At 40.6% G+C, this 24,800-nt stretch carries 20 protein-coding genes; 4 read left to right on the top strand and 16 right to left on the bottom strand.

What is annotated here, in order from left to right; genetic code table 11:
- Positions 1-34: 34 nt before the first annotated feature.
- From ACVAMZ_RS01275 to rpsL, 4 genes are all read right to left on the bottom strand, one after another.
- A complete protein-coding gene (locus ACVAMZ_RS01275; protein WP_414278419.1) occupies positions 35-4,429 on the bottom strand; it encodes a PolC-type DNA polymerase III in 4,395 nt (1,464 codons plus the stop codon).
- 113 nt (positions 4,430-4,542) lie between these two features.
- On the bottom strand, positions 4,543-6,624 hold the full coding sequence (gene fusA / locus ACVAMZ_RS01270) for an elongation factor G (protein ID WP_225749971.1): 2,082 nt from the start codon (positions 6,622-6,624) through the stop codon (positions 4,543-4,545).
- A 320-nt stretch (positions 6,625-6,944) separates the two neighbouring features.
- A complete protein-coding gene (gene rpsG, locus ACVAMZ_RS01265) occupies positions 6,945-7,415 on the bottom strand; it encodes a 30S ribosomal protein S7 (RefSeq protein WP_000087873.1) in 471 nt (156 codons plus the stop codon).
- A gap of 19 nt (positions 7,416-7,434) precedes the next feature.
- On the bottom strand, positions 7,435-7,851 hold the full coding sequence (rpsL, locus tag ACVAMZ_RS01260) for a 30S ribosomal protein S12 (RefSeq protein ID WP_001142333.1): 417 nt from the start codon (positions 7,849-7,851) through the stop codon (positions 7,435-7,437).
- Positions 7,852-8,193: 342 nt separating this feature from the next.
- On the opposite strand from rpsL, the gene ACVAMZ_RS01255 reads away from it, so the two are divergent.
- Both ACVAMZ_RS01255 and ACVAMZ_RS01250 read left to right on the top strand, forming a co-directional pair.
- Entirely contained in the window at positions 8,194-8,634 is a 441-nt protein-coding gene (locus ACVAMZ_RS01255; protein WP_461684809.1) for a LytTR family DNA-binding domain-containing protein, read from the top strand.
- The gene (locus tag ACVAMZ_RS01250; RefSeq protein WP_414272876.1) at positions 8,631-9,089 is read left to right on the top strand and encodes a DUF3021 domain-containing protein; all 459 of its coding nucleotides are present in this window, start codon (positions 8,631-8,633) and stop codon (positions 9,087-9,089) included. Before ACVAMZ_RS01255 ends, ACVAMZ_RS01250 begins: the two co-directional genes overlap by 4 nt.
- A 39-nt stretch (positions 9,090-9,128) precedes the next feature.
- On the opposite strand, the gene mutS is transcribed toward ACVAMZ_RS01250, so the two are convergent.
- Complete coding sequence (mutS, locus tag ACVAMZ_RS01245; RefSeq protein ID WP_461684808.1) at positions 9,129-11,663, bottom strand: DNA mismatch repair protein MutS; 2,535 nt, start codon at positions 11,661-11,663, stop codon at positions 9,129-9,131.
- Between the two features lie 46 nt (positions 11,664-11,709).
- A complete protein-coding gene (gene argR / locus ACVAMZ_RS01240) occupies positions 11,710-12,156 on the bottom strand; it encodes an arginine repressor (RefSeq protein WP_178894533.1) in 447 nt (148 codons plus the stop codon).
- A 153-nt stretch (positions 12,157-12,309) separates the two neighbouring features.
- Here argR and argS point away from each other — a divergent pair, with 153 nt between their 5' ends.
- Both argS and ACVAMZ_RS01230 read left to right on the top strand, forming a co-directional pair.
- Entirely contained in the window at positions 12,310-14,001 is a 1,692-nt protein-coding gene (gene argS / locus ACVAMZ_RS01235; RefSeq protein WP_414275128.1) for an arginine--tRNA ligase, read from the top strand.
- 281 nt (positions 14,002-14,282) lie between these two features.
- Positions 14,283-14,531: a MarR family transcriptional regulator gene (locus ACVAMZ_RS01230; RefSeq protein ID WP_178894531.1), complete on the top strand. Its 249-nt coding sequence runs from the start codon at positions 14,283-14,285 to the stop codon at positions 14,529-14,531.
- A 32-nt stretch (positions 14,532-14,563) separates the two neighbouring features.
- On the opposite strand, the gene ACVAMZ_RS01225 is transcribed toward ACVAMZ_RS01230, so the two are convergent.
- From ACVAMZ_RS01225 to rpmF, 10 genes are all read right to left on the bottom strand, one after another.
- Positions 14,564-14,773: a hypothetical protein gene (locus tag ACVAMZ_RS01225; RefSeq protein WP_178894530.1), complete on the bottom strand. Its 210-nt coding sequence runs from the start codon at positions 14,771-14,773 to the stop codon at positions 14,564-14,566.
- A 69-nt stretch (positions 14,774-14,842) separates the two neighbouring features.
- The gene (gene nrdI, locus ACVAMZ_RS01220) at positions 14,843-15,310 is read right to left on the bottom strand and encodes a class Ib ribonucleoside-diphosphate reductase assembly flavoprotein NrdI (protein WP_006154931.1); all 468 of its coding nucleotides are present in this window, start codon (positions 15,308-15,310) and stop codon (positions 14,843-14,845) included.
- A 75-nt stretch (positions 15,311-15,385) separates the two neighbouring features.
- Positions 15,386-15,916, bottom strand: coding sequence for an ABC transporter permease (locus ACVAMZ_RS01215; protein ID WP_254730071.1), 531 nt, complete (start codon positions 15,914-15,916; stop codon positions 15,386-15,388).
- A 61-nt stretch (positions 15,917-15,977) separates the two neighbouring features.
- Entirely contained in the window at positions 15,978-17,264 is a 1,287-nt protein-coding gene (locus tag ACVAMZ_RS01210; protein WP_461684807.1) for a response regulator transcription factor, read from the bottom strand.
- Between the two features lie 2 nt (positions 17,265-17,266).
- On the bottom strand, positions 17,267-18,940 hold the full coding sequence (locus ACVAMZ_RS01205) for a sensor histidine kinase (RefSeq protein WP_461684806.1): 1,674 nt from the start codon (positions 18,938-18,940) through the stop codon (positions 17,267-17,269).
- Positions 18,918-19,550: a YesL family protein gene (locus ACVAMZ_RS01200; protein WP_414278428.1), complete on the bottom strand. Its 633-nt coding sequence runs from the start codon at positions 19,548-19,550 to the stop codon at positions 18,918-18,920. The genes ACVAMZ_RS01205 and ACVAMZ_RS01200 overlap by 23 nt, the downstream gene beginning before the upstream one ends.
- Before the next feature lie 604 nt (positions 19,551-20,154).
- Positions 20,155-23,061, bottom strand: coding sequence for a CAP domain-containing protein (locus ACVAMZ_RS01195; RefSeq protein WP_461684805.1), 2,907 nt, complete (start codon positions 23,059-23,061; stop codon positions 20,155-20,157).
- A gap of 92 nt (positions 23,062-23,153) precedes the next feature.
- On the bottom strand, positions 23,154-23,840 hold the full coding sequence (locus ACVAMZ_RS01190; protein ID WP_461684804.1) for a hypothetical protein: 687 nt from the start codon (positions 23,838-23,840) through the stop codon (positions 23,154-23,156).
- Between the two features lie 556 nt (positions 23,841-24,396).
- Positions 24,397-24,546 carry a 50S ribosomal protein L33 gene (gene rpmG / locus ACVAMZ_RS01185; RefSeq protein ID WP_001265622.1) on the bottom strand — a complete coding sequence of 50 codons (150 nt, stop codon included), beginning with the start codon at positions 24,544-24,546 and terminating at the stop codon, positions 24,397-24,399.
- Between the two features lie 15 nt (positions 24,547-24,561).
- On the bottom strand, positions 24,562-24,744 hold the full coding sequence (gene rpmF, locus ACVAMZ_RS01180) for a 50S ribosomal protein L32 (protein WP_000290417.1): 183 nt from the start codon (positions 24,742-24,744) through the stop codon (positions 24,562-24,564).
- Positions 24,745-24,800: the final 56 nt, after the last annotated feature.

Below are 24,800 nucleotides of genomic sequence, written 5' to 3'. Positions count from 1 at the left end.
CTAACCTCAAACCTACATAAGACATTTCAAACTATTAAAACAAATCGTCAAACAAACTCAACTGGTTGTCCTCTGGCATATTTCCGAGAATCCCCATCTCATCCATCTTTTCAACCAAGGTTGATGAGAGCCCACCACGCTTGCGGAGTTCTGTTTTAGAGAGGAATTCTCCCTCTTGACGAGCACGAACCAGTTGCTTGGCAACGTTCTCTCCTAGACCATCCATAGCGACAAACGGTGGGATGAGGGTGTCTCCATCTATGATGAATTCAGTCGCATCACTGCGATAGAGGTCTAACTTGCCAAATTTAAAACCACGTTCCCACATCTCATTGACGATTTCAAGTGTTGTGTAAAGGTCAATTTCTACGTTAGAAGCTTCATTGTTCTTGCGCTTTTCAGCAATTTCTTGCATCTTGCGTTTGATAGCATCCAAGCCTGCACCCATGGTCTTGATATCAAAGGCCTTGGCACGGATGGAGAAGTAAGCACAATAATAATAAATCGGATGGTGAACCTTGAAGTAGGCCACACGAAGGGCCATCATAACGTAGGCAGCCGCGTGGGCTTTAGGGAACATGTACTTGATTTTCCCACAAGATTCGATATACCACTCAGGGACATTATTAGCCTTCATGGCCTCGATATATCCATTACGCTCTTCTTCAGAGATTTTGAGCCACATTCCCTTACGCACTCGCTCCATGATGGTAAAGGCCATCTTTGGATCTAGACCAGCGTGCATGAGGTAAACCATGATGTCATCCCGACATCCGATAACGGTTGATAGGTCCGCAATTCCAGCCTTAATCAAGTCCTGGGCATTTCCCAACCATACGTCGGTACCGTGGGATAGACCTGAGAGCTGAAGCAACTCTGCAAAAGTCGTCGGATGCGTCTCGTCTACCATCCCACGTACAAAGTTGGTTCCAAACTCTGGAATCCCCAGCATCCCCGTCGGTGTACCGATTTGCTCAGGAGTCACCCCAAGAACATCAGTTCCTGAAAAGAGGGCCATCACGCCTTCATCATCCATAGGAATTTCATTAGGATCAATCCCAGACAAGTCCTGCAGTTTCCGAATCATGGTCGGATCGTCATGTCCCAGGACATCAAGCTTAAGGACGTTCTCATCGATATCGTGGAAGTTAAAGTGAGTGGTCTGCCATTCAGCAGTCACATCATCTGCAGGATACTGCACTGGAGTAAAATCATAGACATCCATATAGTTAGGGATAACAACGATTCCCCCTGGGTGCTGACCAGTCGTCCGTTTAACACCAGCAGCTCCTTGGGCTAGGCGCTCTACTTCGGCTTCCCGGTAGAATTTACCATAGTCACGCTCGTAACCCTTGACAAATCCATAGGCTGTCTTAGCAGCCACCGTACCTACCGTTCCTGCACGGAAAGCATATTCTTCCCCAAAGATATCACGAACATCCAAGTGGGCACTCGGCTGGTCCTCCCCTGAGAAGTTCAAATCGATATCGGGAACCTTGTCCCCGTCAAAACCAAGGAAGGTCTCGAAAGGAATGTCCTGTCCATTCTTGCTGAGCTTGTGCCCACAGTTAGGACAGTCTTTATCTGGCATATCAAATCCTGAACCGTAAGAACCATCTGTGATAAACTCACTGTACTGACACTGGCCACAGACATAGTGAGGCGAGAGCGGATTGACCTCGGTAATCCCAATCATGGTCGCAACGAAACTAGATCCAACAGACCCACGGGAACCAACCAAGTAACCTCGTTCGTTGGAACGGTGCACTAGCATCTGTGAAGCCAGATAAATCACGGCGAAACCATTCCCCAAGATAGAGGTCAATTCCTTTTCAATCCGCAAATCAACGATATCTGGGAGTGGATTCCCATAGATTTCGAAGGCTTTTTTATAGGTTAATTCAGCAACTGTTTCTTCGGCTTTGTCAATGAAAGGCGTGTACAAATCACCCTTTACAACCTCCACAGGCTCAAAGATTTCTGCCAAGGCATTGGTATTTTCAATGACAATCTTACGAGCCAAATCTTCTCCTAGAAAGGCAAATTCGTCCAACATTTCATTGGTCGTTCTAAAATGTGCCTTTGGTAGCGGAGCTGGTTGGGCAGCTTCTCCATGGCCGATAGTCCGGTTAATCATAGCTCCCTGACCTAGACTTCGTACGATAATCTCACGATAAATCTCATCCTCAGGTTCGATATAGTGGACATTTCCTGTCGCCAGAACGGGTTTCCCAAGGCGCTCTCCAACCTCAATCAAGCTCTTGATGATGGTGCGGAGTTCCTCCATATCCTTAACCTGCTCCTTGGCAATCAGAGGTGCATAGATAGCCGGAGGCATCACCTCGATAAAGTCATAGTATTTAGCTACTTCGACTGCCGCATCTACTCCTTGTGACACGACTGCATCAAAGACTTCTCCTTCCGTACAAGCCGATCCCAAGATTAAACCTTCTCGATGGGCATCCAGAACCGTACGTGGAATTCGTGGAACTCCTTCAAAATACTGGGTATTTGAGAGAGAAACCAGCTTAAAGATATTTTTTAAGCCCACCTGATTTTTCACATAGATGGTCGCATGCTTGACACGAGCTTTTTTATACGAATCTGGACTGATTAAATCAAGGTTTAATCGTGCCAAATCTGTCACACCGTGTTTTTCTGCCACTTCCTTGATAAAGATAAAGAGCAGACGGCCAGTTGCTTCCGCATCGTAGTTGGCCATGTGGTGGTGTTCTAGGGCAACTCCAAAACGCTTGGTCAAAGGTCCTAGACCGTGGCGCTTGTATTCAGGATAGAGATTTCTTGCGAACTCTAGCGTATCGATGACAGGCTGAGTGATTTTGGGCAGTCCATAACGTTCATAGTTGGCATTCATAAAGCCAACGTCAAAGGTTGCATTGTGGGCTACAAGAACGGTATCCTTACAAAATTCTTGGAACTCTTTTAAAACTTGAACTAAAGGTTTCGCATTTTTTACATGGTCATCCGTAATTCCAGTCAATTCAGTCGTAAAGGCTGACAAAGGATGCCCAGGATTGATAAATTCATCAAATTCAGCGACGATATTACCCTTATACATCTTAGAAGCCGCAACTTGAATCAAGTCATTATAGATAGCTGAAAGTCCTGTCGTTTCCACGTCAAAGACTACATAGGTAGCTTCAGAAAGGTCCATCTCCACTTCGTTATAGACGATAGGAACACGGTCTTCAACGATATTGGCTTCCATCCCATAGATCAGCTGGATACCAGCTTTCTTAGCTGCCTTATAGCCATGAGGGAAGGATTGAACATTCCCGTGGTCTGTGATTGCTACTGCCTTATGTCCCCATTTGGCTGCTGTTCCAACGATTTCTTCGACTTCAGGTAGAGCATCCATGGTCGACATATTGGTATGCGCATGGAACTCAACCCGACGTTCTCCCTCTGGCATCAAGTCTTTACGCTCATAGTGGACAACTTCCTGCACATCTTGCACATTCATGGTCAAGTCTCGCGTGAAATTATTCATTTCAACATTCCCACGAACACGAAGCCAAGAATTTTTCTTGATCATGTCAAATTTCTGAGCTTCTTCTTCATTTTTGACCCATTTTTGCATGGAGAAGCTAGATGTATAGTCGGTCATCTTGAAGTTAATCAAAACACGACCTGTTCTAGTCACCTTCTGCTCAACATCAAAGACAACTCCTTCAAAGACCAGACGGTTCTCCTCAGTATTGACCTCAATCATTGGAGTAATTTCTGCCTTTTCTAGTTTTGGCTTGGCAGCTGCCTTCTTAGCTTGAAAATCAAAGACAGGCTTGTCCTCTACTGGAGGTGGTGGCGCCATCTGTTCCAACTGTTCCATGGACCGAAGTGTTTCTTCATTAGCAGCCTGAACAATCATTTGATTTTCCAAATGGAAAGCTTCTTGCTCTTCCTTGGTCAAATGTTCATTTTTCTCTAAATGGCATGTAAACTTAGGAAAACCAAAGAGCTCAAGTTGTTTGCTAAGATTTGGTAGGTGGTTTTTTCTAAAATGTTCTGTATCTGCTGCTTCAGAAGCCTCAATAATCAACTGATCATTTTCAAATCGGACTTGAAAATCCTGATACATGGTCCGAAATCCTTGGCTAGAACAAGGCCCGTCTGAAAAAGCCTCCCGATAGTAGGCCTGTAAAAGCTCTCTTGAAAAATCTTGATCTTTCGTTTTAATTTTGAAAGTCGCTTGATTTCCTGTTTTTGAAAATTCTTCTTTCAATCCCTTCTTCAACGCTAAAAAGAGTTCAAAGGGGAGGATATTCTCAAAGACAAAACGAAACTCCCAAATATTACTTTGCTTGTGTACAATAACTTGTTCAATTTCAGCCTGGGAGAAGGCCTCATGATTTCTTATGTCAGCGGGGATTCCCAACTGATTCATTAAAATTTCAAAAGTGGTTGACATCCATTTTCCTCACAATATACTCCTTCTATTTTACCATATTTGAGGCCATTTTAGCTATTTCTACCAAACAGAAAAAGAAGCCACAAAGTGACTTCTTTTAAAGTGACGGTGAATTATTCTTCACCTTTGTTTTTCTTAATGATTTCTTCTTGTACTGACTTAGGTACATCTTCGTAGTGGTCGAATACCATCATGAATGTACCACGTCCTTGTGATGCAGAACGAAGAACTGTTGCGTAACCGAACATTTCAGCAAGTGGAACGTAAGCACGAACGATTTGGCTGTTACCGTGTGCTTCCATACCATCTACACGTCCACGACGAGCAGTTACGTGACCCATAACATCACCAAGGTTTTCTTCTGGAACAGTGATTGTTACAAGCATCATTGGCTCAAGGATAGCTGGTTGTGCAGTCTTAGCAGCTTCTTTAAGTGCAAGAGATGCAGCGATCTTGAAGGCAGTTTCAGATGAGTCGACATCGTGGTATGAACCATCGTAAAGCTTAGCTTTAACGTCAACCATTGGGTAACCAGCAAGAACACCGTTAGCCATAGATTCTACCAAACCTTTTTCAACCGCTGGGATAAATTCACGAGGAACCACACCACCGACGATTGCGTTTTCGAATTCGAATCCTTTACCTTCTTCGTTTGGAGTAAATTCAATCCATACATCACCGAACTGACCTTTACCACCAGACTGACGTTTGAAGAATCCACGTGCTTGAGTAGAAGCGCGGAATGTTTCACGGTAAGATACTTGAGGAGCACCTACGTTCGCTTCAACTTTGAACTCACGACGCATACGGTCAACAAGGACGTCAAGGTGAAGCTCACCCATACCAGAGATAACTGTTTCACCAGTTTCAACGTTAGTTTCAACGCGGAATGTTGGATCTTCTTCAGCCAATTTTTGAAGGGCGATACCCATCTTATCTTGGTCTGCTTTAGATTTAGGCTCAACCATCAATTGGATAACTGGTTCTGGAACGTTGATTGACTCAAGGATGATTTTAGCTTTTTCATCTGTCAATGAGTCACCAGTTGTAGTGTCTTTCAAACCAACGGCAGCAGCGATATCACCTGAATAAACAGTGTCGATTTCTTGACGGCTGTTAGCGTGCATTTGAAGGATACGTCCGATACGTTCACGTTTACCTTTAGAAGTATTCAATACGTAAGAACCTGATTGAAGAACACCTGAGTAAACACGGAAGAATGTCAAACGACCTACGAATGGGTCAGTCATGATCTTGAAGGCAAGTGCTGCAAATGGCTCTTCATCAGATGCTGGACGAGTTTCTTCTTCTTCAGTATCTGGGTTGATACCTTTGATCGCAGGGATATCAAGTGGGCTTGGAAGGTAGTCGATAACCGCATCAAGCATCAATTGGACACCCTTGTTCTTGAAGGCAGAACCACAAAGTACTGGGTAGAATTCAACGTTGATAGTCGCTTTACGGATACCAGCTTTCAATTCCTCGTTAGTGATTTCTTCACCTTCGAGATATTTCATCATCAATTCTTCGTCAGTTTCAGCAACTGCTTCAACCAATTTTTCACGGTATTCTTGAGCTTGTTCAAGGTATTCAGCTGGAATATCTTCTTCAAGGATATCTGTACCAAGGTCGTTAGTATAGATTTCAGCTTTCATCTTGATCAAGTCAATGATTCCGCGGAAGTCATCTTCAGCACCGATTGGCAATTGAATTGGGTGTGCATTTGCTTGAAGACGATCGTGAAGTGTGCTTACTGAGTAAAGGAAGTCAGCACCGATTTTGTCCATTTTATTGGCAAATACGATACGTGGAACCCCGTACTCAGTTGCTTGACGCCAAACTGTTTCAGTTTGAGGCTCAACACCTGATTGTGAGTCAAGAACTGTAACCGCACCGTCCAATACACGAAGAGAACGTTGTACTTCGATTGTGAAGTCCACGTGTCCTGGTGTGTCGATGATGTTTACGCGGTGGTTGTTCCATTGAGCTGTTGTCGCAGCAGATGTGATAGTGATACCACGTTCTTGCTCTTGCTCCATCCAGTCCATTTGAGACGCACCTTCGTGAGTTTCACCGATTTTGTGGATTTTACCAGTGTAGTAAAGAATACGCTCAGTTGTAGTTGTTTTACCAGCATCGACGTGAGCCATGATACCGATATTACGAGTTTTTTCAAGTGAAAATTCGCGTGCCATGAGGTTTGTTTCTCCTATATTTTTTATTTCTATTCTATTATAACACGATTTCAATAAAAACGGATAGGCAGGACCCACCCGTTCTCAATGTTTATCTTGTTTAGTTGGTTTCAACTTGTGAGATGGGAAGTTGAATTGAACTCGGGCTAAAGTTAGTTAGCCGATATTAGCTCAATTGAACCCGGGCTAAAAGCTCAAGTTAACTGATTTGAACCCGAGCGAGGCCCGGTGCAAAAAAGATAAACTGCTTTGTGTTCACGGAACACTGCATCAGTTTCCTATTTTTGCCTTGGGCCTTTGCCGCTCTTGGTATCATTTTATTACCAACGGAAGTGTGCGAAGGCACGGTTAGCTTCAGCCATACGGTGAGTGTCTTCACGTTTCTTAACTGCTGCACCAGTGTTGTTAGCAGCATCCAAGATTTCTTTTGCAAGACGGTCTTGCATTGTGTGTTCACCACGAAGGCGAGCGATTGTTACCAACCAACGAAGTCCAAGTGTTGTACGACGTTCTGGACGAACTTCAACTGGGACTTGGTAGTTAGATCCACCAACACGACGTGCACGTACTTCAAGTACAGGCATGATGTTTTCCATAGCTGTTTCAAATACTTCAAGTGCATCGTTACCAGTAGCTTCTTTGATTTGTTCAAAAGCACCGTAAACGATTGAAGCAGCTGTACCACGTTTACCGTCAAGCATAACGCGGTTGATAAGACGAGTAACTAGTTGTGAATTGTAAAGCGGATCTGGCAATACGTCACGTTTTGGAGCTCTATTTTTACGACTCATTTCTCTTTATCCCCTTTCCTTATGCTTTTTTCGGACGTTTAGTACCGTATTTAGAACGGCCTTGTTTACGATCGTTAACACCTGCAGTATCAAGTGCACCACGGACGATATGGTAACGTACCCCTGGAAGGTCTTTTACACGTCCACCGCGAAGAAGCACCACGCTGTGCTCTTGCAAGTTGTGTCCGATACCTGGGATGTAGGCAGTAACTTCGATAAGGTTGCTCAAACGTACACGAGCAAATTTACGAAGGGCAGAGTTAGGTTTTTTAGGTGTCATAGTTCCAACACGAGTTGCTACACCACGTTTTTGTGGTGAAGAAACGTTTGTTTGAACTTTTTTATGACTGTTGTAACCAACGTTCAAAGCTGGTGATTTAGATTTTTCTACTTTTGATTTACGCGGTTTGCGAACCAATTGGTTAATTGTAGGCATCTACATTCTCCTGTGTTTTTTTATTTTTGGTGATGATACACTTGGTGACAGCTATCATCTGTGTGTACTTTTGCAACATTTGTCAGCACGTCCCTGTACACTCTTGAGAGACCAAAAGTAAAAAGTACCGTCTAACATTGTACCACTTTTTTTCTATTTTTGTCAATATATTTCTTCTTATTTTTTGACTTCTTTACTCTAAAATCTCTTTGAAAACGGTCACCTACCAGATAGACTCTTCAACCGACCACATAGACAAAGCTTCTTGTAATTGTCAAAAAAATGGTGTTTAATAGACTTGTAAGTAAGAGATCTCTATTACAACTAGATAAAGGAGAAATTATGAAAGTCAAACTCGACATTGATCTGCAGTATATTGAAGAACAAATCATCATAGAAGCACCAACTTTGTCCCCTAGAGTTCAAAAAGTTCAAGACTTTGTTCAATCGCTAGATCAAAAAGAAACACTTAAAGGAAAATTTCAAGATCAGGTTTTTCTTATCGAAATTCAAAAGATTCAACGGATTTACATCGAGAATCGTAAAGTCTTGGCTGAAACGGACAGTCGAATCTATGCTCTCGACATTCGTCTCTACCAAGCAAGTGAAATTCTACCTGCTTCCTTTATCCAAATTTCCCAATCGGAAATTGTCAACATTGATGCAATTAGTCATCTAAAACTAACCTCTAACGGCTTGATTGAAATTTATCTAAAAAACGAAAGTTTTACCTACTCATCTCGCCGTTACCTCAAAACCATTAAGGAGAAATTAGAACTATGAAAAAACAAGTATTCCACGATGCCACAACTGGTATCCTCATTGGCCTCACCCTATCTATTATCTTTTCTTTTATCTATTCGCCAAGCTACTACGCACCTCTAAGCTATGAATCGCCCGTTGGTCAATTCATGAGAGAGCATCAAGTCCATGGTTCTCTAGTCTTGCTTTACTCTACGGTTATCTGGGCAGCTATTGGAGTTCTCTTTAGTTTTGGTAGCCGTCTATTCGCTCAAGATTGGAGCCTTCTTCGTGCGACTGTCACTCACTTCTTCCTCATGCTACTAGGCTTTGTACCTTTAGCAATCCTAGCAGGCTGGTTCCCATTAAACTGGCTCTTCATCCTCCAACTCATCCCAGAGTTTGCAATCGTCTACCTCATCATCTGGGTCGTTCTCTACAAGAGAGAATCAAAGAAGGTTGCCCATATCAACCAATTATTGGCTAAGAAAAAATAAGACCTAAAAACCCACTCACAAAACGGAGTGGGTTTTTGCTTATAATTTTTGTTTTAGCTCTAATAAGAGATTCATGGCTTGCATCGGTGTCATATTGTACACATCTACTTGGGCCAATTCTGCTAGGATAGGATTTTCTTCCTTTTCATCAAAGAGAGACATTTGCTCATTGACAACATTCCTTTGATTGATAGAAATTGGATTTTCCTGACCTTGGCTCTCTAGTTGAGTTAGAATCGCATCCGCTCTTTTTAGCAAGTCTGCTGGCAATCCTGCAATCTTAGCAACGTGAATACCGTACGATTTGTCTGCTGGACCTGGTTCAATCTTATGAAGGAAAGTGACCTGACCATTTTGCTCAAGCGTAGCCACGTGTACATTTACTAGATGTTCAAGACTAGCTTCCAGACTGGTTAATTCATGGTAGTGCGTCGCAAAAAGAGTCTTGGCTCCAATATGCTCGTGGATGTACTCGATGATAGACTGGGCTAAAGCCATGCCGTCATAAGTTGCGGTTCCACGGCCTAGCTCATCAAAAAGAATCAAGGAATCCTTTGTCGCATGACTAATGGCATTATTAGCTTCCATCATCTCTACCATAAAGGTAGATTGGCCTGAAACCAAGTCATCTGCCGCCCCAATACGGGTAAAAATTGCATCAAAGATTGGCAAGCGGGCACTTTCTGCAGGGACATAAGACCCCATCTGTGCCATGACTGCTGTTATTGCCAACTGACGCATATAGGTTGACTTCCCGCTCATGTTAGGTCCTGTGATCAGCTGGATGCTGGTGTCTTCATCCATCTGGATACTATTAGGAATATAGGTTTGGGCTCCCATGACCTTTTCAACGACTGCGTGACGACCATTCTGGATATCAATCCGCGACTCTTGCCCAAACTCTGGGCGAATCAGGTGTTGATTTTCAGCTACCACTGCTAGTCCTTGTAAGGCATCAACAGTCGCAATCCCTTGGGCTAGGGCTTGCAGACGTTGAATATACTTACCAACCTCTTCACGGATACGCATGAAAATTTCATATTCAAGATTAGCCGACTTCTCACGCGCCTCTAGCATTTCACCTTCGATACGTGCTAACTCCTCTGTCCCAAAACGCTCAGAGTTTTTCAGCGTAGCCTTGCGGAAAAAGTGGACTGGTACGTTGCCTAGCTGCGAGTTGGTCACATGGAAATAGTAGCCGTCTTTTTTATTGTAGTCAATCTTGAGCGTATGGATGCCAGAGTTTTCTCTTTCCTTGGCCTCGATCTCAGCAATCCAGCTGGTCCCTTCTCTCAGTACACGACGGTATTTATCCAAGGTCTCATCAAAGCCCGTTCGGATAATACCACCCTCGGTAATCACGTGAGGAGCTTCCGGAGCAATGGCTGCGCTAATGAGACTTTCCAACTCAGGAATCGCATCCAGTTGTTCAATCAGATAGGCGAGGGCTGGTTGCTCCATTCCCTCCAAGATTGCGCGGATTCGTGGAACACTAGCTAAGGTAGTCGCTAGTTGCAAGAGGTCTTTAGGATTGCTTTTCCCAAAAGATACACGACTAGCCAGACGTTCGATATCGTAGACTCCCTTGAGGCTTTCCGTTAAATCACTGCGTTCAAAGAAATAATCCAGGAAGACTTGTACAACTTCCTGACGTTCTACGATACGATCCTTGTCAATCAAAGGACGTTGGATCCAAGAACGTAGAAGACGCATCCCCATTGCAGTTTTAGTCTCATCTAGCAACCAGAAAAGACTGCCTTGTTTCTTGCCTGAGCGAGCGTTTTCAACCAAATCCAGACTAGCCTTGGTCGCAAAATCCATCTGCAAGAAATCTTTGATTTCATAACGAATAACAGGTTTTAAGTGATTCAACTCTCTCATCTGCGTCCGATGAACATACTGGAGTAGTTTACTGCTAGCAACTTGTTCAACAGGCGCCAATCCTGAACCCAACAGATGAAGGTCTTCATATGCTTCCTGTTCGTAGGAAAGGACTAGATTCATTTGACGACTGAGAATCTGTTCTTCCGCTTCAGATAATTCGTAACCAATCACCACTTCTCTGGCCTTGAGATTGCGGATTTCACCACAGACTAGAGAAAAGTCCGATAGCCCCGTTACATAAAAATCACCTGTTACTAGGTCCATGTAGGCTAAACCATATTGAGCCCCATCACGATCAATGGCTACCAAAAAGTTGTTTTGACTATCTGGCTTACTACTATCAACCACTGTCCCTGGTGTAATAACCTGGACAACCTCACGTTTGACAACGCCGACAGCTTGTTTGGGATCTTCCATCTGTTCAGCTATAGCAACCTTGTAGCCACGCTCCACTAGAACATCGATATATTGTTGGGCAGAGTGGTAAGGAACACCAGCCATGGGAATAGGATTTTCAGCATTTTTATTACGACTGGTCAATGAGATTTCTAGTATCTGGGCAGCATTGACTGCATCCTCATAAAATAACTCATAAAAATCACCCATACGAAAAAGCAAAAAAGCATCTGGATATTGCTTTTTGATATCCACATACTGTTGCATACCCGGTGATAATTTTTCAGTAGTCATTCATTCTCTCCTTGTAAAAACAGTCCTGAGAGAAGCTCTCAAGACCTTATCTATCTTCCATTAACTCTAGCAAGCGTTCTTCCATGACTTTGGCTGCATGTTGATCTTTACAGATAACCAACAAGGTATTCGCTCCGGCAACAGTACCTAAAATCCATTCATCTTTATTTGAATCTACTACATTGGCTAAAACGGATGCTTCTCCAAGTTTAGTGTGGAGAACCAAGGTGAATTCGGCTCTTGCAACACCCTCTAAGTGATGTGAAAGGAATTCGACCAGATCAATCTTCTCTGTCTCATTTGCTAGCACATAGTAAACAACATCGTTTTTCTTAACTTTGGTTAAGCCAAGCTCTCGCAAATCACGGGATAAGGTCGTCTGTGTCACAAAGACATTACAAGCTTCCAATCGATCCTGGATTTCTTTTTGAGTGCCTAATTTTTCTTCTGTAATCATTCGCTTGATGAGCTGATGACGTTCTCTTTTTCTCATAAGATCCTTTCGATTGCATATTTATTACATTTTACATTTTTTTAGTAAGAACATTATATCAAAAAAACTGGATATTTCAAAAAATATCTCTTCTTTCAAAAAAAATGTAGTAAATTGTGATAAAATAGTAGAAAAGCCCTAAAGGAGCACTAAATGAATACAAAAGAATTGATTGCTAGCGAGTTGGCTAGCGTCATTGATAGCCTGGACCAAGAGGCTATTTTAAATTTACTAGAAACACCTAAAAACTCAGATATGGGAGATATCGCCTTCCCTGCCTTCTCATTGGCAAAGGTCGAACGTAAAGCTCCTCAAATGATTGCTGCTGACATCGCTGAAAAGATCAATAGTCAAGCTTTTGAAAAGGTTGTAGCAACAGGTCCTTACGTCAACTTCTTCCTTGATAAGGCTACCATTTCTGATCAAGTTCTACAAAACGTTATCACTGAAAAAGAGCACTACGCTGACCAAGAGATTGGCAATCAAGAAAATGTTGTCATTGACATGTCTAGCCCTAATATCGCTAAACCATTTTCAATCGGTCACCTTCGTTCAACAGTTATCGGAGATAGCTTGTCACATATCTTCCAAAAAATCGGCTATAAAACTGTCAAGGTCAACCACTTGGGAGACTGGGGGAAACAGTTTGGGATGTTGATTGTTGCCTACAAGAAATGGGGCAATGAAGAAGCTGTCAAAGCACATCCAATTGATGAACTTCTCAAACTCTATGTCCGCATTAATGCTGAAGCTGAGAACGATCCAAGCTTGGATGAAGAAGCACGCGAATGGTTCCGCAAACTTGAAAACGGTGATGAGGAAGCTCTCGCTCTTTGGCAATGGTTCCGCGATGAAAGCTTGGTAGAATTTAACCGTCTCTACAATGAGCTACAAGTTGAATTCGACAGCTATAACGGAGAAGCTTTCTACAATGATAAAATGGATGCAGTTGTAGACATCCTTTCTGAAAAAGGACTATTAGTCGAATCAGAAGGTGCCCAAGTTGTTAATCTTGAAAAATATGGAATTGAACACCCAGCTCTTATCAAGAAATCTGACGGCGCAACTCTATACATCACACGTGACTTGGCTGCAGCCCTTTACCGTAAAAACGAATACCAATTTGCCAAATCTATCTATGTCGTTGGTCAAGAACAATCTGCTCACTTTAAACAACTCAAGGCTGTCTTGCAAGAGATGGGTTACGATTGGAGCCAAGATATTGTCCATGTTCCGTTTGGCTTGGTTACAAAAGAAGGGAAAAAACTTTCTACTCGTAAAGGGAATGTTATCTTGCTAGAACCAACTGTAGCAGAAGCCATCAGCCGTGCTAAAGCGCAGATCGAAGCCAAAAATCCAGAACTTGAAAACAAAGACCAGGTCGCTCATGCTGTTGGAGTTGGGGCCATTAAATTCTATGACCTTAAAACTGACCGTACAAATGGATATGACTTCGACCTTGAAGCTATGGTATCCTTCGAAGGGGAGACCGGCCCTTATGTTCAATACGCCTACGCTCGTATCCAATCAATCTTGCGTAAAGCCGATTTCAAACCTGAAGCAGGTGCCAACTATAGCTTGAACGATGCTGAAAGCTGGGAAATCATCAAGCTAATCCAAGACTTCCCACGTATTATTAAACGTGCAGCTGATAACTACGAGCCTTCTATCATCGCTAAATTTGCAATCAGCTTAGCGCAAGCCTTTAACAAATACTATGCCCACACTCGTATCTTAGATGAAAGTCCAGAACGTGACAGCCGTCTAGCCCTTAGCTATGCAACAGCAGTTGTCCTCAAAGAAGCGCTTCGTCTGTTGGGTGTAGAGGCGCCAGATAAGATGTGATTCGTTACAAGAGACTGAAACTAAAGTTCCTAGTCTCTTGACGGCAATCGCTATCGGGCGATTTGCCTAAACGCCTTACTAATGCATCCAAATAAATAATATCGACTTATTTGGATGCATGTCGTGATCTATTAATTTAATTTATTACTAAGCAAGCTAAGTAACTAACGCCAAATCCTATTCGGGCTTTGGCTAGGCGCTTTACAGTATCATCACTCAAAAAGTGAAAAACTTTGCTTTTATCTTACCACCTACTTCTTTATCACTTAGGGAGAATTTTTATGAGCCAGTATGCTTATATTCTAGTTGTTATCAGTCTTCTTTTTCTCTTTCTTGTCAACAAATATGAAAAAGAGAAACTTCAAAGACTGCTTCAGAACCAACTATTGAAAGATCAAGCTTTTCGTGCAACTATCAAAGAGAAAATCCAAACGATAGAAAACATCAATGATGTCATTGACTACATTAACAAAGGTTACCGTTTAGGAATTCCCATTTCAAAAGAAATCGTTGACGAAATTCGCAAATAAGAAAAACTCGAGATACCATTTCTCGAGTCTTTTTATTTATTTCTGACAGCTAAGATTTCTACCAGGATAACAATCCCTAAGGATACCATGGTTCCAAATGGTGCCGCATCTTCATCAAAAATTTTATCAGAAAACATCATCAGACTAATTGCCAAGAGCAACAAAGCACTGCATAGCATAATATCCTTGAAGCTTGGTTTGCGTTTTATATACTTTAAAAATGATCTCTGTAGTTTACTCATTTCGATTGTCCCCTTTGAAGTAAATCCTTTATCCATAGAATAAAACTCTTCCTCAGAAAATCTAGCCTCTTATAAAGCTTCTAATTCATACAAGTCTGCAATAATCCCTGCAACCTTTTTGATATCTCCTAGCATGCCGCGCATCTCAAAGTCAGCCAGGACTGGAAAACCAAAGCGTTGACTGTATTGTTTTGCAGTTAGACAGTATTGGTTGTTGAAGTTACGATTCCCAGATCCTACGACACCAAAACACTTGCTAGCATTGTCACCATAAGCAATAAAGTCACCTACTGGAGTGGTCAAGATTTCCACATCTCCATTGTCAACGCCATTGCCACCTTCTAGGTAAGTCGGTAGAAAAGCCACATATGGATTGGTCATCTCAAAGAAATCTTCTCCTTCCTTGACCAAGTCTTTAATATGAATTTTTTCCACATCAATATTCGCATACTGCTCCAACAAATAAGCTTTCAAACGTGTCACAAAACTCTCCGTGTTCCCGCTCAGACTGATATAAACTAAGGAAATTTTTTTCATCTTTTCCTCCCTCTTTCTCGAATCCAAAAAAATAACTACCAAGATTGTATCTTGATAGTTATCCTTTGTCAACTCTTAGGCGAGTTCTTCCTCTTGAGATTCTGTTAGTTCTTTTTGCTGACGCCATATTTTATAAAAGACGATTCCCAAAAAGATAACATTGATGACGATGAATATGATAGTGGTTACTTTTGACATGACTTCCATTCCTAAACGAAGGGTGTCATCTTTAATCAATTGCATAGCATCTTGTAGATTCATATTGTCATGGACTAGTCCAACAATGGCTAGCAAGGCATATCCAACATAAGTGTAGTTTGCCAACTGTAAGTTCTTACGAATTAAGAAAACAAAGGCTACTACAACTAGGATAGCAGATAGAATAATGAGTATCGTGTTAAAAATAGAGTGAGATGACTCAGACACTTGGTGGGCATAGTTAACAGCATCTTCTATTTGTTGAGCACTAAGTGTCCCAACATTTTCTTGGCTAGCACGAAGGGCGTCCTTACTAGGTACTGGAGTGAGTATTCCAACTACTGCCAAGAATGAACTAATCGCTGATAACACCAATAAAACCCATAGATAGATTGGTTTCTTTTTCATAAAAGCAACCTCCTCATATTTTTGAATTTATTATAGCATATTTTAAGATGGAAGACAAAAGTTAGAGGGTGACTTCAATCTGCTTGCGGTAGGCCTTAGGAGACTTTCCACATAGTTTTCGAAAGACCTTGTAGAAATAGCCTACATTACTGTAACCAACCGTATAGCAAATGTCCTCAATACTATCATTTGTAGATAGTAAGAGTTGCTGGGCCGCCTTGATACGTTGCTTATTGAGAAGCTCAGCGAAGGTTGAATTGGTTTCCTTCTTGATTAACTGACCTAAATAAACAGGATTGATAAAGAGATCCTTGCTGATATCCTTGAGAGAAAGCTCTTTTTTATAGTCTCTTCCAATGACTTCGAGTACACTGACGACATTTTCATTCATGCGGTATTGACCAAAGAAGGACGTCAAGGTTTCTTTTGTATAAGCCACTAAGTCTTCAAAGTTAGTAATAGCATGAATCCTCTTGACAATATCTGTCATGTCGTCTGCTTTCAGATGCTCGAAGAGATGGAAGACATCCATAACAAACTGAGTAAAGAGTTGCTTGGTGATGGATACCCTCGGTGTGTTTTCTAGCACAATCTTCTCGAGTAGGTTTAACTCATCGATAATCTGCTGAAGATTTCCCTGGATAATCACCCGATAGATGGGTTCATAATATGAGAAGAGACTTTCAGACTGATCGAGGTTTACAGTTCCATAGAAAAGTGCTTTTTCTACATTAAATTTCCATTTCTCAAAGTTGGCCTGATAAGGTGCCCCAAAAGGCAGAACGAGTAAACCGTTGAATTTCTGGTCCGCAATCACAATTTGCCAGTCCTGACCGAGAACATAGTAGGGAATGACAAAATCCCCTTGTTTTTCTTTTGAAAGCCCAATCCACCAGTTTTCTTTTTGGGTGAGATGAGTCTTGAATGCTTCTTCATCTAATTGCTGACTCAACATTTCTGGTTCATGCCCTTTCTCACGAAGCTGACCAAGGATTTTCTCAAGTAAATGCTCCAGTTCAACCTTATCAACTGGTTTGACAAGATAATCTACAACATTGAGGTTCATGGCTTTCTTGACATATTCAAATTCTTGATAGCCGGAAAGAAGGATATAGTAAGCCTCTGGCAAGAGTTCCTTCATTTCCCCAATCATTTCAAGTCCTGTCTTGTCAGGCATGTTGACATCAGAAATGACGATATCTACGGGATGTTCTCGAACATAGTCCAAAGCGTCGTCAGCATGATTGGCTGTTGCAACGACTTCCATATCCCATTTTTCAAAAGGGATCAAACGCTTAAGTCCTTCTGTAATCATGTACTCATCGTCAACTAATAGTACTTTATACATGTTTATCCTTTCTCTTCATCCTGAATGGTGATTCTATATTGAACACCTTTTTGTTCAGCTGATTCTACATTGATGTTATAGCGGTCTCCAAAGTAAAGCACAAAGCGTTCGTGGATATTAACAATCCCAATAGACTGTTGTTCCCCCTTATAATCTGCTGTGTGTTCAAAGGTTCTTTGAGCCAGTTTAGCTTGAATTTCTGCTAATTTTTCAGCAGACATCCCACGGCCATTATCGGTTACTAAGATTTCGACATAGCCATCTTTTTTCAAAGCCTTGATACTGATAACATTATCTGTTCTTTTGTGATCAACTCCATGGGCAAAATAATTTTCCACTAACGGTTGGAGGGTGAACTTTGGAATACGCATTTCTTCCAATTCAGGGTCAATCTTAAATCCATAGGCAATGGATTTTGGATAGCGAACCATACAGAGATAACTGTACTTCCGACAAAACTCCACTTCTTGTTTGAGTGTCGTTTCTCGCTCGTCAGAGATATTATTGCGCAGGAGACTACTGAACTCATAGATGATATCTGCTAATTCATTTTGGTTCTCCATAACTGCATACATCCGCAAAAATTCCAAAGTATTATACATGAAATGCGGATTAATCTGAGCTTGTAGCGCTCGCATGTTGGCATCTTTTTGATTGAGTTCCAGCTGATAAATATCGTGAATGTTACTTTCCAGTCGATCCAACATATCATTTGTCGACTCAGCAATTAGAAGCAACTCCTGATCCTTTTTGTCGGTATTGATCCTCTTGGTCTGCTCTCCCTTAGTAATGGCTTGAATGGAATCCACCAAGTCCACAACCTGACTTTGATAGTCAGAAAAGGTCCTTCTTAAGGTCATATATAAAATGATGATAAAGAGGGCGCTCAAACCTAAAATAAGTGCCGAACTTGCTAAGGTCCCACTCCAAACATAATCCTTTGGTACAGCTACTCGAACTTGATAACCATGGGCTGTTGTTCCTACTAACCAAGATTCATTAGTCCCTTTTGCCCCTATATAGAACATATCTGTTTCATATGGTGCAATGACAGTTACTGCTACAGGAATTGTTCCCCTAGTATTGTCAATCGCCTTATAGAGGAATTCTGGTTCTACGGAAATATAAATGACCCCTATAGCTTGGTCCGAGATGGGATCAGACACTGGAACAGCGAAACTATTGGCATCCGGTTTAAAGCTATCAGCTGGAATCTTCTGTCCACCTCGGTTTCCTCTTTTGGAAACAAATACATCTGTTGAATCCTGTAGAACAATCGAAACACCCGTTACAAAATCGTTTCGCACGTATATATCATCAATATTTTCATAAATGGAAACAGAAATATAAGGCGACGCCTTGCGTTCTAACTGCCAGTAAAAATAATCCGGCGTACTGAGGCTAAAATATTTGTAAATCCCTTCGATGCGGGCTTGATTCTCGACCAATCCCTGAGCTAGGCGGGTTGACTCTCGATAATAGTATTCAACCTCATCAACTGTTCGAGCGAGAACACGCTGACCGACACGATTGGCTTCCCTTTCACGCATATCCCAGTCTGCATAAGAAATCAAGAGAGCAAAGCAGGAAATGATGATAATCATTACCAGACTATAAATTCTTAGGAGTGAATGGAGGCGAAATTGTTTGGTCTTATTTGGTTGCCAATTTTTCATGAATACTTTCATAAACAGGCTCCAATAAATCACTAATAAAGAAATGCCACATTCCAATACCTACAAAAGCAATGAGGGCTGGCATATAGAAACCAATAATGGCTAACAAGACGCTACCAAAAAGAACCTTGGCCACTGCTGATAAACTCATAAAAATTCCGACAAAGGCAAGCTTTAGGGTGTTTTTATAGGATAATTCAAAGTATACCTGCAACTTTAAAGATACCGTATAGGCCAAAAATACCAAGGCTACTAAAAAGATATTTAGAAAGGTTGCTGCCAAGTGGATAATGGTCTGGTTTGGCAACTGAATCATCAGATACAAACCATAAATCAAAATTAAGTCAATCCCTATAAAGGTGTAGAAACTAAGATTGCTTTTTACAAAATTGCTCTTAAATAAAGCCCATGCATCCTTGAAACGATAAGCACGATAAGAATAACCGTGTTCTGCATATAAACTCATGAGGGTTGCACTAGCGGGTGCTATACCAAAGACCACTCCTCCTGCTAATGTCAATAACCAAAAATAAGCCGTCGCAATCATCCCCAAAAAGAAACGATGAAAGACTAGCTCAATGAAATTTCCCACGGTTTTCCTCCTATACATTAATCTAGTTTTATTATAACATATTTCAAGCGCTCTCAAAAATAGGAGCAATAAAAAATAAATACATTTATTGGTGTAATAACGATATTTGTACTATAATAAAGATAGATAGAGATACCGATTAATGATTAAAGAACAAAAGTTTTACCAAAGAAAATGCACATATTTGCAGATTAAATCATCACTATTCAAATCAATTATTGTCTTTACAAAATAGCGAAGGGAGTACTAGCTATGAATATTTCTATTTTAAGCACTACTTTGTTTTGTGTTGCGATTGTATTGACTCTTTTCTCTGATAAATTGTTCAAACAACAACATGTAAAAATCGCAAAAATAATTTGTGCTATAATCTGTTTAGTCGCTTCATTATTACTTCTGTTCTAAGTTATTTTAAGAATACAGGAATTTGTTCGTCCTGTATTCTTTTTTCTCTATAAAACGTGCATTGAGCAAATAAATAACAAGTTGATAAAATTGAGATTTTTTTCAAAACAAGATAAAAACGCTCTAGACAATATGACTAGAGCGTTTTCTACATTACTATTATGTATGATTATCTTTTTCCTAAAGTAGACTTATAAAAATAGCAGATATCTTAGCTTTAGCGTTTACGTTTACGTGGAATCGAAAAGCCCAAGATTCCTAAACTTAATCCCAACATAGTATACCCACCAAGAGCAATCTGACGTTCCACTCGAGAATAACTACCAGTATTTGGCAACTCCTGTTTTTTCGAATCTTTGTTGACCAATACAGTTTCTATGCTTTCATTTTCTTTTTTGTTATTTCCTGCCACTAACTGTACCTGTTCTATAGCTAGTCTAGATGTTAAATCAGGTTTTGGGGTTGAAACATTCACGTTTTGTTGTTCATGATTGTTGACAACATTTGGATCAAATGTAGGCAATGTCTGGGTCAAAGTGTCACTTAGAACTGCGCCAATTCCGTCTTCATTTTGAGTCACTTTGTAACCGGTCAATTCGCCGTTTAGGTCGAAAGCTGGAAGTTCTGTTGGTGTTGTAGTTGGTGCATCAACTGTTGTAGCACTAATACCATCTGCGTTTTGAATCACTTTATAGCCGTTCAATTCAACATTCAAGTCAAACGCTGGACGTTCTACTGGCGTTACAGTCGGTGTGTCAACTGTTGTAGCACCAATACCATCTTCATTTTGGGTTACTTTGTAACCTTTCAATTCGGCATTCAAATCAAAAGCTGGAAGTTCTGTTGGTGTTACAGTTGGTGTGTCAACTGTTGTGGCACCAATTCCGTCTTCATTTTGAGTCACTTTGTAACCATTTAATTCAGCATTCAAATCGAAAGCTGGACGTTCTACTGGCGTTACAGTTGGTGTTTCACGAACAACTGCAGAAACAGCACCGGTTGTGTCTTGATAAACTGCAAGAGCTTTGTCAATTGCAAGAATATCAGTCAAACGTTGAACATGAGATTTAGCGTCAGAAAGTGCTTTTTGAGCTTGTGCAAGAGCCACTTTTGCGTCTGCCACACGTTTGTCAGCAGTAGCCTTATCACTTTCAGCTTTAGCCAATTTAGCAGTTAAGTTACCAAATTGACCTTGCAAGCGAGCAGCCTTATCACGAGTTTCAATTGCTTTATTGATTTCACCTTGGATAGCTGATAGGCGATAAGCCAAATGGTCAGCATAATCTGTAGCACGGTCAGCTGCAACTTTCTTTTCTTCAAGAGTTGCTGCAGTCGCTTTAACAGCCAACTTAGCAGTTGCGAGAGTCGCAGTCGCATTGTTCAATTCACTTGTCGCCTTTGTGATAGCTGCAGCACGTTGTTCTTGACTACGTGTAGCCGCCACCAATTGGCTATTTAACGCCGTTTGACGTGTAACAAGTTTACTACGTTCACCGTCTTGACGAGCTTTGAGGGCTTTCAAATCGTTAAGAGCACTGACTAGAGCACTATTATCACCTTCTTGTTTGTGAGTCACAAATACAAAGTGGTGGTCAGCAAGGAATTTCATTTTGCGACCATAGAAGGTTGGGTTGAGTGCATCATCTTTGAAATTATGGATGTTGTCCCAGAACTTCTTGCTAGATTCACTCTCTTCTTCAAGATAAGTTGTCCCATCTTCGTCAGTTGAATATGTACTACCTGTGTGAGCGTTGTTTTCGAACGCTGCATAGCGTGATGCATTATTAGAACCTACAATATTAGCGATTGCAAGACCCATTTTACCACCCATAGGCGCTAGGAGGGCACGACGGTGTCCGTGGTTGGCACCTGTCACGTTTGTGTAGTCGTCATACCAGTTCAACAACATATCGTAAGCCAATGTTTCGTTGGTTTCGATATGGTCAAAGTTGATGTATCCGTCTTCCACATTTGTAGAATCACTGTATTTTGCAATGGCGTTTTCAAGACCTTTTTCATTCTTGTTACCAGGTGCCGTCAATGTTGTACTGTGGCTCAACTTGTCGTTACGTTGCATTTCATTAGCACGTTGTTGAGCATAATCCAAGTAAGCATCGTCCACTTGCATGTTTCCAGCAACACCGTTTGCTTCACGCAACTCGTTAAGCAATTTCACAAATGCTTGAGACAATCCGCGGTTATCCACTTTGTAACGGAATACTGGACGTTTCTTGTAAGTGCGAGTCGCAAAGTCATATGGTGCCTTGCGGTATTCTTCAAGAGCTTTTTGGAAATCCAACATGTCTTTAGTAGCTTCGATTTCAACAACTTTAACACCTTGGAAGTTTACAGGTTCCATTGTTGGGTTACCTGATGGGTCTTTTGGTGTGTTGTTACGGTTATGTGCGTAATCCATAAGATTATCATGAGCTACCGCATTACGTTCAGACGGGTTCAAATCAATCGTTTTGATAACTGGTTTATAATTATCCACTTCTTGCTGTTTGGCGTCGATACGACTGCTTGTAGCGGCAATTTGTGCAGATTTTGCAGTTACTTGGCTAGTAACGTCATCCAATTCTTTTTGGATTTCTTTAGGGTCTTGATTAGTTGTCGCAGTTGCTTGGTTCAAAGCGGCTTTCTTATCTTCAACAGTTTTTTCTGCAACTGTAACAGCTTTTGTAGCGTTATCATGGGCTTGTTGAGCTGCTACGAATTCATTTTTTGCTGTTTGTTCGGCGATTTTTGCGTCTGAAAGTTCAGCATTGAGTTGTGATTTTTGCTCATTTTTGGTGCCAATAACCTTATTTTGCTCTTCAACAATTGTAGCTGCTTTTTGCGCCGTCTTGATGTCTTCTTTGACATCCGCTACAGCTTTTGTAGCAACTGATTGTTGGTCTTCAGCGACTTTCACATCAACTGTCTTTTGGTCGACTGTCGATTGTGCTGATTTAGCGACTTCTTGAGCCTTAGTCAAATCTTGACCTGTCACTGCTGCTTTTTGTACGGTTGCTGATGTTCTAGGTTGTGTAAGCTCGTCTGCTTGAACAGTTGTATTAACAACACCAGCACCGACAAGAACAGAAGTTAAACTAGCACCTAATAAAATATCTTTCTTTTGCATATATTCTCCTAGTATAAAATTCAAAATGATTCAATTCCACATTATAAACTGTTCTCCAAAGAAAAACAAAGTTTGGTTTTATAATTCTCTCATTATCTGTTTTCTATAATCCTATGATGAGTCCTGGTCTCTAATAATTGAATTGTCTGAATTACAGATTGATAGCGAACATTATCTTGGATAGTAGCTAAACTACTTTGCATCACTTCTTGATTGTATTCCACTCTTTCACGGTGTTTTTCTTCCGCCAGTAAATTAGCTGCTTCTTTAAAGTTATCAGCTCTATAAGTTTCTAGATAACTATATAAGAGATATAGGTCATCCATATTAAAATAATCTTCTGGAATTTCTTCTTTATAGTCAAGGAACTGCTTATCTCTCAACAGTGCTACACCTTTTTGACGATATTTGTTAGAAGCATCATTATCATAAGCATTTGAAGCTTCCTTCTTGGCAGAATGCTTATAAAATGCTTTTACAATAGCAAAAATAGGAATAAACGGTAACTGTAAGAAAACATAAGCTAGAGCTATTTGGAAAATAGATAATAAAGATGGCGCTACACTTTCTTTAATAGACTCATATATAAAACCTATTACAAGAATACTGAGAATAATTATGTTAAATACTTTTTTAATTCTATAATATTTACCTATAATACTATCATAGGCTTTATTTTGTTCAGCCGAAATAGCCTGATCCAAATCCGATACTGTTTTTAAAACTTGAAAACAATACCCAAACATATAAAGCAATTCTTCCCTATTGTATTTATTCATATTGATTCAATGTCCCTCTATGGTCATAATCCGATTTTTCATTGTTTTTTTCATACAGATAGTTCCATTATACCCCCCCCCCCCGAATGCCTTTGTCAAGCGATTTCTATTACTTTCAATAAAATATTTTATTGATATTCCTCTAGACTTTTCGTTATTTGATAAAGATAGATATCGAATGTGTCCCAACTCTCAAAATTGAGCGAAAAAGGTGTTAAAAAATAGTTCATTCAAAAATTATTGTTTAAAATCATTACTTTTAGTTTCAATCACTATCAAAGTAGATTTGATCACATGAAATTTATCAATCAATTTAAGAATCTGAAACTATAGTTAGATAAAATAAACCACCATCTATTTTTTAACAACACAAAAACGCTCTAGACAATATGACTAGAGCGTTTTCTATATATCCGAACATCTAATTTATTTCACAAAAAATGTAGTCAAAAATGTAGTCATTCGGTTGATTTTTATTGCAATACATTGAATTTTGAAAATTCAAGAATCGCGTTAAATCAAGGTTTTTTCGTTTCTACTGAAACGTAATGACCCACTATTTCACTTCTGTAAACACAACGTGCTTGCGAAGTTTTGGTGAGTATTTCTTCAATTGAAGACGGTCTGGAGTGTTACGTTTGTTTTTAGAAGTAAGGTACAAGCGTTCACCAGATTCTTTGTGTTCAAGTGTAATATTTACGCGCATGGTATCTCCCTTCTATTATTCAGCTGATGCAGCTTTAGCGATCTTACGTCCTTTGTAGTATCCTTTAAGTGATACACGGTGAGAACGTGAGTAATCTCCAGTAGTTTCGTCAAAGTTTACAGATGGAGCTGTTACTTTGTAGTGTGTACGACGTTTGTTTTTCTTCGCTTTTGATGTGCGACGTGCAGGTACTGCCATTTCGTTTTTCTCCTTTTAAGATATAATTTCAGTTAGGTTTGATTTTCATCAACTTT

The organism is Streptococcus sp. KHUD_017, assembly GCF_054861245.1.
Note: the sequence above shows the minus strand (reverse complement) of the source record. Positions and strands in the feature narration are given on the sequence as shown.

What these genes read in the sequence shown, in the direction of transcription:
- ACVAMZ_RS01210 (WP_461684807.1), bottom strand. Translation starts at nt 17,264, where the DNA reads ATGTATAAAGTACTATTAGTTGACGATGAGTACATGATTACAGAAGGA.
- argR (WP_178894533.1), bottom strand. Translation starts at nt 12,156, where the DNA reads ATGAGAAAAAGAGAACGTCATCAGCTCATCAAGCGAATGATTACAGAA.
- ACVAMZ_RS01200 (WP_414278428.1), bottom strand. Translation starts at nt 19,550, where the DNA reads ATGTATAGGAGGAAAACCGTGGGAAATTTCATTGAGCTAGTCTTTCAT.
- ACVAMZ_RS01225 (WP_178894530.1), bottom strand. Translation starts at nt 14,773, where the DNA reads ATGAGTAAACTACAGAGATCATTTTTAAAGTATATAAAACGCAAACCA.
- mutS (WP_461684808.1), bottom strand. Translation starts at nt 11,663, where the DNA reads ATGACTACTGAAAAATTATCACCGGGTATGCAACAGTATGTGGATATC.
- fusA (WP_225749971.1), bottom strand. Translation starts at nt 6,624, where the DNA reads ATGGCACGCGAATTTTCACTTGAAAAAACTCGTAATATCGGTATCATG.
- rpmF (WP_000290417.1), bottom strand. Translation starts at nt 24,744, where the DNA reads ATGGCAGTACCTGCACGTCGCACATCAAAAGCGAAGAAAAACAAACGT.
- ACVAMZ_RS01230 (WP_178894531.1), top strand. Translation starts at nt 14,283, where the DNA reads ATGAGCCAGTATGCTTATATTCTAGTTGTTATCAGTCTTCTTTTTCTC.
- nrdI (WP_006154931.1), bottom strand. Translation starts at nt 15,310, where the DNA reads ATGAAAAAAATTTCCTTAGTTTATATCAGTCTGAGCGGGAACACGGAG.
- ACVAMZ_RS01275 (WP_414278419.1), bottom strand. Translation starts at nt 4,429, where the DNA reads ATGTCAACCACTTTTGAAATTTTAATGAATCAGTTGGGAATCCCCGCT.
- rpmG (WP_001265622.1), bottom strand. Translation starts at nt 24,546, where the DNA reads ATGCGCGTAAATATTACACTTGAACACAAAGAATCTGGTGAACGCTTG.
- ACVAMZ_RS01255 (WP_461684809.1), top strand. Translation starts at nt 8,194, where the DNA reads ATGAAAGTCAAACTCGACATTGATCTGCAGTATATTGAAGAACAAATC.
- rpsL (WP_001142333.1), bottom strand. Translation starts at nt 7,851, where the DNA reads ATGCCTACAATTAACCAATTGGTTCGCAAACCGCGTAAATCAAAAGTA.
- ACVAMZ_RS01190 (WP_461684804.1), bottom strand. Translation starts at nt 23,840, where the DNA reads ATGAATAAATACAATAGGGAAGAATTGCTTTATATGTTTGGGTATTGT.
- rpsG (WP_000087873.1), bottom strand. Translation starts at nt 7,415, where the DNA reads ATGAGTCGTAAAAATAGAGCTCCAAAACGTGACGTATTGCCAGATCCG.
- ACVAMZ_RS01205 (WP_461684806.1), bottom strand. Translation starts at nt 18,940, where the DNA reads ATGAAAAATTGGCAACCAAATAAGACCAAACAATTTCGCCTCCATTCA.
- ACVAMZ_RS01250 (WP_414272876.1), top strand. Translation starts at nt 8,631, where the DNA reads ATGAAAAAACAAGTATTCCACGATGCCACAACTGGTATCCTCATTGGC.
- ACVAMZ_RS01195 (WP_461684805.1), bottom strand. Translation starts at nt 23,061, where the DNA reads ATGCAAAAGAAAGATATTTTATTAGGTGCTAGTTTAACTTCTGTTCTT.
- argS (WP_414275128.1), top strand. Translation starts at nt 12,310, where the DNA reads ATGAATACAAAAGAATTGATTGCTAGCGAGTTGGCTAGCGTCATTGAT.
- ACVAMZ_RS01215 (WP_254730071.1), bottom strand. Translation starts at nt 15,916, where the DNA reads ATGAAAAAGAAACCAATCTATCTATGGGTTTTATTGGTGTTATCAGCG.